The sequence below is a fragment of the Brevundimonas fluminis genome, assembly GCF_003934285.1.
GTDB lineage: Bacteria > Pseudomonadota > Alphaproteobacteria > Caulobacterales > Caulobacteraceae > Brevundimonas > Brevundimonas fluminis.
In genome coordinates, this window is record NZ_RQWJ01000002.1 from 519,894 (window position 1) to 531,948 (window position 12,055).

At 70.2% G+C, this 12,055-nt stretch carries 15 protein-coding genes; 7 read left to right on the top strand and 8 right to left on the bottom strand.

Translation table 11 applies throughout. The features are described 5' to 3' along the window. Positions 1–69: 69 nt before the first annotated feature. A complete protein-coding gene (locus EFJ44_RS03165) occupies positions 70–2,145 on the bottom strand; it encodes a S46 family peptidase (RefSeq protein WP_125255724.1) in 2,076 nt (691 codons plus the stop codon). A 159-nt stretch (positions 2,146–2,304) separates the two neighbouring features. Here EFJ44_RS03165 and EFJ44_RS03170 point away from each other — a divergent pair, with 159 nt between their 5' ends. From EFJ44_RS03170 to EFJ44_RS03180, 3 genes are read left to right on the top strand one after another with little or no spacing between them, the layout of a single operon-like run. Further along, positions 2,305–3,480, top strand: a complete 1,176-nt coding sequence (locus EFJ44_RS03170; protein ID WP_125255725.1) for an ABC transporter permease — start codon at positions 2,305–2,307, stop codon at positions 3,478–3,480. Next, positions 3,480–4,232, top strand: coding sequence for an ABC transporter ATP-binding protein (locus tag EFJ44_RS03175; protein ID WP_125256065.1), 753 nt, complete (start codon positions 3,480–3,482; stop codon positions 4,230–4,232). Before EFJ44_RS03170 ends, EFJ44_RS03175 begins: the two co-directional genes overlap by 1 nt. 19 nt (positions 4,233–4,251) lie before the next feature. Next, a complete protein-coding gene (locus EFJ44_RS03180; RefSeq protein ID WP_125256066.1) occupies positions 4,252–5,259 on the top strand; it encodes an HlyD family secretion protein in 1,008 nt (335 codons plus the stop codon). Positions 5,260–5,263: 4 nt separating this feature from the next. Here EFJ44_RS03180 and EFJ44_RS03185 read toward each other — a convergent pair whose 3' ends face one another. From EFJ44_RS03185 to EFJ44_RS03195, 3 genes are read right to left on the bottom strand one after another with little or no spacing between them, the layout of a single operon-like run. Beyond that, on the bottom strand, positions 5,264–6,046 hold the full coding sequence (locus tag EFJ44_RS03185) for a sulfite exporter TauE/SafE family protein (RefSeq protein WP_125255726.1): 783 nt from the start codon (positions 6,044–6,046) through the stop codon (positions 5,264–5,266). 4 nt (positions 6,047–6,050) lie between these two features. Further along, entirely contained in the window at positions 6,051–6,584 is a 534-nt protein-coding gene (locus tag EFJ44_RS03190) for a rhodanese family protein (protein WP_241209654.1), read from the bottom strand. Beyond that, positions 6,566–6,886 (bottom strand): ArsR/SmtB family transcription factor, encoded by a 321-nt coding sequence (locus EFJ44_RS03195; protein ID WP_125255727.1) that lies wholly within the window; start codon positions 6,884–6,886, stop codon positions 6,566–6,568. Before EFJ44_RS03195 ends, EFJ44_RS03190 begins: the two co-directional genes overlap by 19 nt. A 70-nt stretch (positions 6,887–6,956) precedes the next feature. Between EFJ44_RS03195 and EFJ44_RS03200 the strand changes: the two genes are divergently transcribed. Beyond that, positions 6,957–7,820, top strand: a complete 864-nt coding sequence (locus EFJ44_RS03200; protein WP_125255728.1) for an MBL fold metallo-hydrolase — start codon at positions 6,957–6,959, stop codon at positions 7,818–7,820. On the opposite strand, the gene EFJ44_RS03205 is transcribed toward EFJ44_RS03200, so the two are convergent. Next, a complete protein-coding gene (locus EFJ44_RS03205; RefSeq protein ID WP_125255729.1) occupies positions 7,817–8,617 on the bottom strand; it encodes a crotonase/enoyl-CoA hydratase family protein in 801 nt (266 codons plus the stop codon). The two genes, EFJ44_RS03200 and EFJ44_RS03205, sit on opposite strands and share 4 nt — an antisense overlap. 128 nt (positions 8,618–8,745) lie before the next feature. Here EFJ44_RS03205 and EFJ44_RS03210 point away from each other — a divergent pair, with 128 nt between their 5' ends. After that, a complete protein-coding gene (locus tag EFJ44_RS03210; RefSeq protein WP_125255730.1) occupies positions 8,746–9,063 on the top strand; it encodes a DMT family transporter in 318 nt (105 codons plus the stop codon). 57 nt (positions 9,064–9,120) lie between these two features. Here EFJ44_RS03210 and EFJ44_RS13750 read toward each other — a convergent pair whose 3' ends face one another. After that, positions 9,121–9,261: a hypothetical protein gene (locus EFJ44_RS13750; protein WP_164511830.1), complete on the bottom strand. Its 141-nt coding sequence runs from the start codon at positions 9,259–9,261 to the stop codon at positions 9,121–9,123. A 149-nt stretch (positions 9,262–9,410) separates the two neighbouring features. Between EFJ44_RS13750 and EFJ44_RS03215 the strand changes: the two genes are divergently transcribed. Then, positions 9,411–9,611, top strand: coding sequence for a DUF1289 domain-containing protein (locus EFJ44_RS03215; RefSeq protein WP_125255731.1), 201 nt, complete (start codon positions 9,411–9,413; stop codon positions 9,609–9,611). A gap of 83 nt (positions 9,612–9,694) precedes the next feature. Next, positions 9,695–10,231: a TIGR02281 family clan AA aspartic protease gene (locus EFJ44_RS03220; protein ID WP_241209655.1), complete on the top strand. Its 537-nt coding sequence runs from the start codon at positions 9,695–9,697 to the stop codon at positions 10,229–10,231. Here the strand turns inward: EFJ44_RS03220 and EFJ44_RS03225 are convergent. Then, complete coding sequence (locus tag EFJ44_RS03225) at positions 10,228–11,043, bottom strand: sulfite exporter TauE/SafE family protein (RefSeq protein ID WP_241209656.1); 816 nt, start codon at positions 11,041–11,043, stop codon at positions 10,228–10,230. The two genes, EFJ44_RS03220 and EFJ44_RS03225, sit on opposite strands and share 4 nt — an antisense overlap. After that, on the bottom strand, positions 11,040–12,050 hold the full coding sequence (gene dusA, locus EFJ44_RS03230; protein ID WP_125255732.1) for a tRNA dihydrouridine(20/20a) synthase DusA: 1,011 nt from the start codon (positions 12,048–12,050) through the stop codon (positions 11,040–11,042). Before dusA ends, EFJ44_RS03225 begins: the two co-directional genes overlap by 4 nt. Positions 12,051–12,055 lie beyond the last annotated feature (5 nt).

Consider the following 12,055-nt stretch of genomic DNA (forward strand, 5'->3'; position numbering starts at 1 on the left):
AGCGCACCGGACATGAAAAGGCCCCCTCCGGCGACGGAGGGGGCCTTCGTCATTCAGACCCGCGAAGCGTCAGCCGCGCACGCCCAGTTCGCGCAGCAGGCGCGGCTGGGGATAGACGACCCGCAGCGACTCCGTGATCGCCGCCGTCGACACCGACACCGTCCGGTTCAGGGCGGCGTCGTAGCCGAAGGCGCCGCCCAGCGAGTGGATGTTGCCGTCGAAGGCCGCGCCGATCACCTCGCCGCGCGCGTTGATCACGGGCGAGCCCGAGTTGCCGCCGATGATGTCGTTGGTCGAGGAGAAGTCGAAGACCAGATCCTTGTTGATCCGGCCTTCGGCCGCCAGGAAGCCGGCGGCGGCGTTGAACGGTTCAGCCCCGGTATGGCGCTCATACAGGCCGCCGATGCGGGTGAAGGCCGGAACCTCGACCCCGCGATAGGTCCAGCCCTTCACCTCGCCGTAGCTGATGCGCAGGGTGAAGGTCGCGTCCGGATAGATGTCAGAGCCATAGACGGCGAAGCGGGCCTGGGCCACGCGCTCGGCGGCCTGGGCGGTCGGGATGGTGACCTTCTGGTTCCACTCGCCGGCCACGGCCTGGGCCGCGGCGTCGTTCGCCATGACCCAGGCGATCAGCGGATCGGCGGCGGCCAGTTCTTCGGGCGTCATCGACAGGGCGGCCACGCGGAAGGCCGGGTCGCCCAGCCGGGTGCCGCCGATCACGCGGTCGGCCAGACCTTCCGGGCTCTCCTTGCCCAGCAGGGCCTTCACCTGGGGATGGTCGACCGTCAGATACTCGCGCGTCTTGGACAGCCAGTAGCCCAGCCGGATCTCTTCCATGTCGACGTAGATCGGCGTCTCTTCGCCCAGGGCCGCTTCGAGCTGCGCCTTGCGCTCGGAGGTCAGCTGACCGGCCGCGTTCTGGGCCGACGCCCGACCGATGGCGCGGGCATAGGCGAACAGCTGCGAGCCGCCGCCGGCCGAAGCCGCCAGCTGGCGGTACGGCAGGTACAGGTCGCGGGCGACGGACTGGATGGCCTCGAGTTCGCTCCACGGGTCGCCGATGCGCTGTTTCAGGGCGGGATCGGCGTCGACCGCCGCACGAAGGCGCGCTTCCTCCTGGCGCTTGGTGTTCATGAAAGAGGGGTCCAGCAGGGCCTGATGCTGGCCGTACTGGGCCTTGAAGCTGTTCTCCAGGCCGAAGATCGGGTCGACCGAGACGCGCCTGGCCTCGTCGCCCGAGGCGGCGTAGGTCAGGAACCGTCCGCGCAGTTCCGACGCCTGGATCAGGGTCACGGGCAACTGCTGATCGCGCAGCCGTTCCAGCTGGCTCACGGTCAGCAGGCGCGAGGTGGAGCCGGGGTTGCCCACGACGAAGGTCGGCTCGCCCTCACGCGGAGCGTCGGCGTTCCACTTCAGGTGGTTGGGCGTCTCGACCGGCCTGCCGTCCTCGTAGGCGCGCAGGAAGGCGGCGTCGAGCGCGTAGCGGGGGAAGTTGAAGTTGTCCGGGTCGCCGCCGAAGAAGGCCGCCTGGAACTCCGGCGCGAAGGCGATGCGCACGTCCTCATAGCGGCGGTACTTGTACAGGGCGAAACGGCCGCCGCGATAGAAGTCGACCACCTGGCAGTTGAACTTCGGGTCCCCGGCACAGTTCTCCTGGGCGATGCGTGCGACCTCGGCCTGGCGCGCCTGGGCGAAGGCCTGGCCTTCCATCCCCATGCCGGCCATCAGCATGCGGTCGGTGACGTCGGCGATCTCGGTCAGCACCTCGGCCGTCTGGCCCGGGCACTTCTTCTCTTCCTCGCGCGAGCCGACGATGAAGCCGTTCTTGACGTAGTCGGTCTCCGGCGACGACAGCTCCTGCAGGCATCCGACCACGCAGTGGTGATTGGTCAGGATCAGTCCCTCCGGCGAGACGAAGCTGGCCGAGCAGCCCTGGATGCGCACCGCGGCCATGCGCACGCGGTCCAGCCACGCCTGATCGAGGTTCAGGTCGTACTTCTCGTTCACCGTCCGCAGCGGGAAGTTGTCGAAGGTCCACATGCCCTCGTCGCGCGCCGCCGAAACGCCGGGCGCGGCGATCATCATGGGAGCGGCGGCGATCACCGCCGAGAGCGCCATCGAAAGGCGCAGGGATCGGAATTTCATGCGTGAAAGGCTCCGGGGCCGCGGACCGCCCGCGGCCAGACGGAGGCGACCATCCTCCCGTCGACGGTCGTCGACAAGGGGGTCCGTTACCCCGATTTAACTTGGCCCGACGGACCCTGACGGGGGATACCGTAACCCTGTCAGGGGAACTCGCGTCGAATGTCGCTCGCGCTCGCAACGCTGCTCTATGAGTGGCGCCGCTACATGGCCGCCGTGATGGCGCTGGCGCTGTCCGGCCTGCTGGTCATGGCCATGACGGGCCTGTTCATCGGCATCGGCCGCGGCTTCACCGCCCAGATCGATCGCGCCGGCGCGGACGTCATGGTGCTGGCCCCCGGCGCCAAGGCGCTGGGCAACGGTCCGTCGGGCGTGCCCCGCCGCTTCATCCCGCTGGTCTACCGCCATCCCGAAGTGGTCCAGGTCCGGGCCCTGTCCGGATGGGGCGGCCAGTTCCAGAGCATCAAGGAATACGATCCGACCGAATCGGCCGCCGAACGGGCGAAGCGCGGAGCCCCGCGTCAGGAACAGGTCCAGATCAGCGTCATCGACACCGCGCCCGGCGCCGTCACGATCCCGACCGACTATTCCGACGAGCTCGTCAACGCCCTGCGGCAGCCCTACACCGTCGCCGTCGACGAGACCGCCCTCCGAAGGCTCGGCGTCAAGCTGGGCGACAAGGCCCTGCTGAACGGCAACACCGTGACCGTCGCCGCGGTGACGCGCGGCTATCCCAACATGATGGTCGCCCAGATCGTGGTGTCGCGCGACACTCTGCGCATGATCGGCGGACCGAACGACTCCAGCCTGCGGGTGGGGCCGCTGATGGTGAAGCTGAGGGATCCGACGCGCGCTCCCATCGTCGCGGCGCAGTTGAACGAGATGGGCGGCGGCCAGTACCGCGCCTGGACCCGCGGCGAGCTGGCGCAGGCCAACGAGGCCTCGATGTTCGAGGAGGGCATACTCGTCGTCATCATCGGCGGCTGCGTGGTGCTGGGCACCATCATCGGCGTGGCCATCACCTGGCAGACCCTGCGCGGCGCCATCATGGCCAACATCAAGGAGTTCGCCTCCCTGCGCGCGCTCGGAGTCGGCATGGGGTCGCTCAGACGGATCATCATGGAGCTCAGCTTCTGGGTCGGCATCGTCGGCGTCCTGGCCGCGGTCCTCCTGACGTGGCTGGTGTCGATCCTCGCGCTCGCGGGAGCCGTGATCATCGCCATCACGCCAGGCATGCTGATCGTCGTCGGCGGGGGCCTGATCCTCATCGCCATGCTGTCGGGCATGCTCTCGCTCGGCGTCCTCAAGAACAGCCAGCCGGCGGACCTGCTGCGATGATGACGACCAAGGTCCACGGAAATCATGGCGACTTCGCCATCGAGGCCAAGGGGCTGCGCAAGCGGTTCAAGACCGGGCGCACCTTCATCGAGGTGCTGAAGGGCGTGGACTTCGACGCCCGCCACGGCGACCTGACCATGGTCATGGGCCCGTCGGGGTCGGGCAAGTCGACGCTGATCGCCGCCCTGTCGGGCCTGCTGCGCCCCGAGGAAGGCCGCGTGGACGCGCTGGACGTCGACGACCTGTGGAAGCTGTCGTCGGGCCGCATCGACAAGTTCCGCCTCGACCACTGCGGCTTCATCTTCCAGGGCTTCAACCTGTTCCCCGCGCTGACCGCCCTGCAGCAGGTCGAGACCGTGCTGAAGTTCCAGGGCCTGTCGGACGGCGACGCGAAGAAGCGGGCCAAGGCGGCGCTGGAGGAGGTGGGCCTGGGGCCGCGCCTGCACATGCGGCCCTCGTCGCTCTCCGGCGGCGAGAAGCAGCGCGTGGCCATCGCCCGGGCCCTGGCCAAGGATCCCAAGATCCTGTTCGCCGACGAGCCGACCTCGGCGCTGGACGGCGAGAACGGCCAGATCGTGATCAAGCTGCTGCGCCGCGCCGCCAGCGAGCACGGCGCGGCCGTCATCTGCGTCACCCACGACCCGCGCCTGGAAGCGTGGGCCGACCGCATCATCAAGATCGAGGACGGCGTCATCATCGACGACCGTCGTCACGTCCCTGACCCGAACGCCGTCCTGGCGTCGCATCACTGAGCCGCGAAAACCCATGGCCATTCCCGGAATCCTGAAGAAGAAGCGAGTCTTCATCGGCATCCCGCTGATCCTGATCCTGATCGCGGGCTTCTTCTTCATGCAGTCGCAGGGGGCCGCGAAGAAGGCCGCCGAGGAGAAGGCGGCGGCCGAGGCGCCGGAGAGCCCCTACGCCGCCGTGGCCAACGGCAAGGCCGACGTCGAGGGCGGCATCATCCAGGTCGCGGCACGCCGCGGCGGGGTGGTCAAGGAAGTCTACGTTCAGGAGGGCGACCGCGTCGTCGCCGGCCAGATACTGGCCCGTCAGGAAGACGACGAGGCCCGCCTCGCCTACGGCCGCGCCGCCGCCGAGGTGGCCCAGGCCGAAAGCCAGCTGGCCCAGATCCGCGTCGAGCTGTCGACCGCGCGCCGCGAACTGGAACGCCTGTCGGCCCTGGTCGACTCGAACTTCGTCGCCGCCCAGCGCATCGATCAGGCCCGCGACGCCGTGGCCTCGGCCGAGGCCCGCATGCAGAGCCAGAACGCGACCATCCAGACCGCCCGCGCCCGTCTGGCCGAGGCCGCCTACAACCTGGAACTGACGGTCATCCGCGCGCCCATGAGCGGCCGCATCGTGCGCCGCTACGCCAATCCCGGCGCGGGCGCCTCGACCCTGAACGTCTCGACCATGTTCGACCTGGAGCCGGACGCGCCCCGCATCGTCCGCGCGGAGATCGTCGAGAGCGACATTCCGAACATCACGATCGGCCAGCAGGTCGAGATCAGCCCGGAAGGCGACCCGTCCAAGGTCTACGTCGGTCGCGTGTTGCGCCGCGCGGCCGTGTTCGGGGCCCGCAAGCTGGCCTCCGACGACCCGTCGCAACGCTCCGACGAGCGGGTGGTCGAGGTGGTGGTGGCCTATGACGAGGCGCCGCTGCTGATCGGCCAGCGCGTGCTGGTCAAGTTCATGAAGCCCGGCCAGACCGCCGGCGCCGCCCGCCCCGCCCTCGTCGGCGTCGGCCCCGACCGGGCCATGAAGAAGGCCGGCTGACGGCTCAGGCCAGAACGGTCGCCCGCGCGGCCACATAGACGGCGACGATCAGGATCAGACCGGCGAACAGCCGGCGGGCCAGCGCCGCGCGGTCGGCCAGTCGGCGCGCCAGCGGCCGGCCGGCCAACGCGCCGCCGACGCCGCCCAGCGTCATCGCGCCGACGATCGCCCAGTCGATCAGGCCTGAAGCGGCATAGTTCAGCGACGTCGTCGCCCCGAAAGCCGCCACGCTGACCAGCGAAGACGCCTGCGCGGCGGCCAGCGTCATGCCGGTCGCGGCCGTCAGGCCCGGCACGATCAGAAAGCCGCCGCCGATTCCGAAGAAGCCCGACGCCGCCCCGACCCCGGCGCCCGACACGGCGAGGGCCGGGACCATGCGGGGGCCGATGCCCGCGGCCGGGTCGCCCTCGCTGCGCGCCGGGCGCAGCATGGCCGCGCCGACCACGGCCATGGCCGCGGCGAAGAAGATCAGCAGGCTCTGACCGTCCAACCGCTTGGCCAGGCTGGATCCGGCCAGCGCGCCCAGAAAGCCGAAGCCCGCGAAGGTCAGCGCGCAGGGCCACTTGACCCGATCGTCCCCGGCGTGGCCGGCCAGGCCGGTCAGGGCGTTCAGCGCCACGCCTGCGGCCGACGCGCCGATCGCCACGTGCGGGTCGCGCACGCCGACGACGTAGAGCAGCAGAGGCACGGCCAGCACCGAACCTCCGCCGCCGAACACGGTGAGCAGGAGGGACACCAGTCCTCCGCTGGCGGCCGCCAGCGCCAGCTGCACAGGATCTGTGATCATGGCCTCATGCCTTCGCCGGACGGTTCCATGGCGCCAGCGCCATTAGACGCGCCATGCCGCAGAAGCCGGTGGCGCCCGCGAAGAACAGGCCGGCGCCGACGAAGGCCGACAGGCCCCAGAAGCCGGGATGCACCGTCGTGCCCAGGGCCGCGCCCAGCAGGACCAGGCCGCCGGCCGTCATCTGCACCTGGCGCATGATCTCGATCGGCGCCTTGCGGTCCATCTCGACCTGAAGACCGGCGGACTTCCAGGCCTCCAGACCTCCGTCCAGCACATAGGCCTGACCGGGCACGCAGCCCGCCAGCCGGGACGCATTGGCCCCAGTGCGACCACCCGTACGGCAGGTGAAGATGACCTGGCCGCCGTCCACCTGAGCGCCGTCGAACCGCGACAGCGGCATCAGGCGCGCGCCGGGGATGTGCTCGCGCGCGGCTTCGTCGGGCTCGCGCACATCGATCAGCACCGCGCCGCGGCGCAGGCGTTCGGCCACTTCGGCCGGGGACAGGGGATGCAGAATGGTCAGTCCTCCTTGGGACAATAGATGTCGATCAGAACCGCGATGACCTTCAGCGCGGCGGGATCGGCGATGCGGTAGAAGATCGACGTGCCTTCTCGCCGGGTGGCGACCAGGCCTTCCTCGCGCAGCACGGCCAGGTGCTGCGACAGGGCCGACTGCGACAGGCCGACCTGGGCCTTCAGCTCACCGACCCCGCATTCGGCCTCGCCCAGCCGGCACAGCACCATCAGGCGATGCGGGTTGGACAGAGCCTTCATCAGGGCGGCGGCCCGGCCGGCGCTGGCTTCGAGGGCGGACGGATCAAAGGTGTGGGCGTCGAACATGGCGACAATATATGCGGGATTGCTAATTTAGCAACAACTAATATATAGTCGGCTCAACAAGGAGGCTCCCATGCCCGCATCGCCCACCGTCGACGCCTGGTTCGACCCCGCCACCCACACGATCACCTATCTGGTCTCCGATCCCGCCACCGGAGCGGCGACGATCATCGATCCGGTCCTGGACTTCGACGCGCCCGCCGCCCGCACCAGCACGGCCTCGATCGATCGCGTGCTGGCGGCGGTGGCCGCCCGGGGTCTGACCCTGACCCACGTGCTCGACACCCACGCCCACGCCGACCACCTGTCGGGGGCCGACGAGATCCGCGTGCGCACCGGCGTTCCCGTCGGCATCGGCGCCCGGATCACCAGGGTTCAGAAGACCTTCGGCGACCTGTTCGAGGCCGCCGACGTCACGCCCGACGGCGCCGCCTTCGATCAACTGTATGCGGACGGCGACCGCTTCATGCTGGGGTCGCTGGAGGTCGAGGTGATGCACACCCCTGGCCATACGCCCGCCTGCGTCAGCTATCGCATCGGCGACGCGGTCTTCGTCGGCGACACCCTGTTCATGCCGGACTACGGCACCGCGCGCTGCGACTTCCCCGGCGGCGACGCCCGCACCCTGTGGCGCTCGATCCAGAAGATCCTCGCCCTTCCCGTCGACACCCGCGTCTTCACGGGTCACGACTATCTGCCCGAAGGGCGGACCGACTTCCGCTGGGAATCGACCGTCGCCGAACAGAAGCGCGCCAACATCCACGTCGTCGGCCGGACGGAGGACGAGTTCGTGACGATGCGGGAGGCCCGCGACGCCGCGCTGAAGCCCCCGCAGCTGATCCTGCCGTCGCTGCAGATCAACATCCGGGCCGGGGCCCCGCCGCCGCCGGAACCGTCCGGTCGCCGCTTCCTGAAGGCGCCCCTGAACGCGATCTAGCGTCCTTCGAAGTCGGCGGGCCGCTTCTCCAGCGCCGCCGCCACGCCCTCGGCGTGGTCGTCCGTCAAATGCGCCAAGGCCTGCATGGCGGCGGTCATTTCCAGCATCTGGTCGAAGGTGACGTCGCGGCCCTGGCGCAGCAGGGCCTTGGCCATACGCAGGGCATGCGGCGCCTGGGAGGCGATCTGGCCGGCGACGTCCATGGCCTCGTCCATGAGCCGGTCATGCGGCACGACGCGGTTGACCAGGCCCCAGCGCTCGGCCGTCTCCGCGTCGATCGACCGACCGGTGAACAGCATCTCGGCCGCCCGGGCGTAACCGACGTGCCGGGGCATGAGCCATGCCCCGCCGTCGCCCGGCACGATGCCCAGCTTCAGGAAGGGAATGCCGAAGACCGCGCGGTCGCTGGCGATCTTCACGTCGCCCAGTCCCGCGACGTCGCAGCCCAGTCCCATGGCGGGGCCGTTGATCGCGGTGACCAGCGGAACCTCCAGCCGGTACAGGGACCGCACGATCCGGTGCACCACCCGCCGGTACCGCTCGCGAATCTCGGCGCCGGAGCCGGCGAACAGGTCGCGCCGGTCCTTCATCGCCTTCAGGTCGCCGCCGGCGGAGAACGCCCGGCCCGACCCGGTCAGCACCACGCAGCGCACGTCCATGTCGGCGTTCGCGGCCTCGCAGGCGGCGGCGAAGTCCTCGCCGTCCGCAAGGTCGGGCATGGCGTTCAGCCGGCCGGCCCGGTTCAGGGTCCAGACCTCCACGTGGCCCTCGCGCCGCCGCTCGATCAGATCGCCCATGCCCGCATCCCCTTGAACCGGCCGCGGCGCGTCCGATATGGAGGCCGCAAGAGAGGCCACGTCCTCCCCCGTCGAAGCGCGGGATTCAAGTCCGGGACGGCCCGGCGTTCCTCAAGAGGAGAACGCCCGTGGCCTGGATCTATCTCATCGTCGCCGGACTGCTCGAAGTGGTCTGGGCCTATCTGATGAAGCGCTCGGAGGGTTTCACCCAGCTGTGGCCGTCGATCGGCACGCTGGCCTTCATGGGCCTGAGCTTCGGACTTCTGTCGCTGTCGATGAAGTCCCTGCCTCTCGGCACGGCCTACATGGTGTGGACCGGCATCGGCGCGGTCGGCGCCTTCGTCGTCGGCGTGGCGGTGCTGAACGAGAGCGTCGGGCCGATGCGCGTGGCGGCGGCCCTGCTCATCGTGGCCGGCATCGTGCTGATGAAGCTGTCGTCCGACTGAAACGAAAAAGCCCCGGCCGCTCGGGCCGGGGCTGTCGTCATGCCGAACTTGACGTCCTCAGCGGCGCCTGGGCCCGAACAGGCCCTTCAGCGTCATCAGCGGCGTCCGCCGCGGCTGGGGATTGGGGTCGACCAGCAGTCCGCCGAAGTAGGCGAACGAGGTCATGGCGTGTTGGAGGTTTCTGCGTTCTTCGTTCATTTTTGGCGTCTCCTTTCACGGAACGAGGAAAAGAGACGCGGCGTGCTCCCAGGGATTCTCACCCTCTCAGTCGTTTCGCGTCACCATTCCATATGGGGGCACGAGGCGACGCTTGTCCAGTTTTTTGATCCGGTTTCGGAGCAAATGTCGTGAAATCGTGTCCTGAGCGCGACGGCCCGCCGAAGGCGATCGCCACCCCCTGCGTGCAGGTCTGCGCGGTCGACGGGGCCTCGGGACTTTGCCTGGGCTGCAAGCGGACCCTGCCGGAAATCGCCCGGTGGTCGCGCTATTCCGACGCCGAACGCGCCGCCATCATGGCCGAACTGCCCCGTCGTGAGACGCCGCTCTGAGCGTCAACCTTTCGTCAGCCACGTCCCTTCACCGCGTTCTCACCCGCTCGTCCTAGAACGGTCGAGTCCGCAGAAGCGGGCGCGTGAGCGAGGCGTGGATGCGACTGGGCGGTTCCAATCTGGCGGCGGCGGTCATGGCCATAGGCTCGGCTTTCACCGCGGCGTGGTGGCTGAACCAGCTGGAGGGCGCGTCTCCGGCGCAGGCGGCCGTGCCGATGGTCGTCCAGCAGGACTGGCCCCGCGACGCGGGCGGCGGCGCGACGCAGATCCTGCGGGGCCCGGACGGCCATTGGTGGGCGGACGCCATGGTCGACGGCCGGGCCGTGCGCCTCATGGTCGACACCGGCGCCACCGTGGTGGCCCTGACGCCCGAGGACGCCGCCCGCCTCGGCCTGAAGCTTTCCGCCCCGGACTTCTCGGACGAGATCCGCACCGCCGCCGGGCCCGCTCGCGCGGCCCGGGTCCGCCTCGCCTCTCTCTCGGTCGGCGCCGTGCGCGTGACGGATGTGGACGCCGTGGTGGTCGAGCGCGGCCTGCCGCACTCCCTCCTGGGCATGAGCTGGCTGGGCCGCCTGTCGGGCTTCGAGGCCTCGGCCGACGCCCTGACCCTCAGGCCCTAGAGGGCCTTGATCACGACGGCGCCCGCCGCGACCAGCAGGTAGACCGCGAACGACGATCGCAGGGTCCGCCTCGGCAGGCTGTGGGCCAGACGGGCGCCCCACGGCGCGACCAGGCCCGTCACGGCGCCCATGATCAGGGCGGCGGGCACGTTGACCCAGCCCAGCGACAGGGGCGGGCGGCCCTCCGCCGACCAGCCGAACGCCACGAAGCCCAGCGTCGCCGCCGCCCCGATGGCCATGCCGAAGCCCGACGCCGTCGCCACGGCCTGATGGATGGGCCGCCCGCACAGGGTCATCATCAACCCGCCGAAGCTGCCGCCGCCGATGCCCATGAGGGCCGACAGGCCGCCGATGACCGAGCCGACCGTTCTCCGCGACCACCCTGTCGGCAGGTCGGGCGCGAGCCGGAACCCTTCGGGCGTGAAGGCGAGCTGAAGGGCCACCGCCCCGAGACCGAGGCCGTAGACGATCGCCAGCCCCTCCATCGACGCCACGCCCGCGATCGCCGCGCCGATCAGGGCGCCGATCCCGACCCAGGGCGTCCACGCCTTCAGCACGGCCTCGTCCACCGCGCCGTGGCGCCGGTGCGCCGCCAGCGACCGCCAGCTGGTGATGACGATGCTGAGCAGGCTGGATCCGACGGCCACGTGCAGGTTGCCCTCGCCGCCCATCCCAAGCACCTCGAACGCATAGAACAGCACCGGCACGATCACCGTGCCGCCGCCCACGCCGAACAGGCCGGCGATCAGTCCGGCGAACACGCCGGCGCCGAGCATGGCGGCGATCAGGGTCAGGATCTCGGCGAGGTTCACGCCGCGCGCCGCGCCTCGGCCTCGCGCACGGCGTCCAGCGCGCGGTCGACGACGTCCAGCCCCGCGGCGGGACGGATCGCCTCGACCGTCAGGATGCGACGGAAGGCGCGGGCGCCAGGCCTGCCGTGCATCACGCCCAGCATGTGCCGCGTCATGGCGGCCAGCGGCACGCCCTCGGCCAGCCGCGCGGCCAGATAGGACTTGTGCGTCTCCACCGCCGTGAAGGCGTCGACGTCCGCCACGTCCTGACCGAACACCCCCCGGTCCGCCGATCCCAGCAGGGCCGGCTCGTGATAGGCGGCGCGGCCCAGCATGACTCCGTCCAGCGCCACCCCGTCGGCGCCCGGCGCCAGATGGTCGAGTGCGGCCTCCAGAGACGGCACCCCGCCGTTCAGGCAGATCGTCAGCCCCGGCCGCTCCGCTTTCAGCCGCCTCACCAGACCATAGTCCAGCGGGGGCACGTCGCGGTTCTCCTTGGGCGACAGCCCCTGCAGCCACGCCTTGCGCGCATGGACGGTGAAGCTGGTCACGCCCGCGGCGGCGCAGGCGTCGACCAGGTCGAACAGCGCGACCTCCGGCTCCTGATCGTCGACGCCGATCCGGCATTTGACCGTGACCGGCACATCCACAGCGGCGCGCATGGCGGTCATGCAGTCGGCGACAAGCGCCGGCTCGCGCATCAGGCAGGCGCCGAAGCGGCCGGACTGCACCCGGTCCGAAGGGCAGCCGACGTTCAGATTGATCTCGTCGTATCCCATGTCCGCGCCGATCCGCGCGGCCTCGGCCAGCTTCGCCGGATCGGACCCGCCCAGTTGCACCGCCACCGGATGCTCCATGGCGTCGAAACCCAGCAGTCGCTCCCGGTCTCCGTGCAGGACCGCTTCGGCCGTGACCATCTCGGTGTACAGCAGGGCGTGTTTCGTCAGCGCGCGGTGGAAGGCGCGGCAGTGCCGGTCGGTCCAGTCCATCATCGGCGCGACGGACAGTCTGTGCGCGGGAGGCGTCATGACGG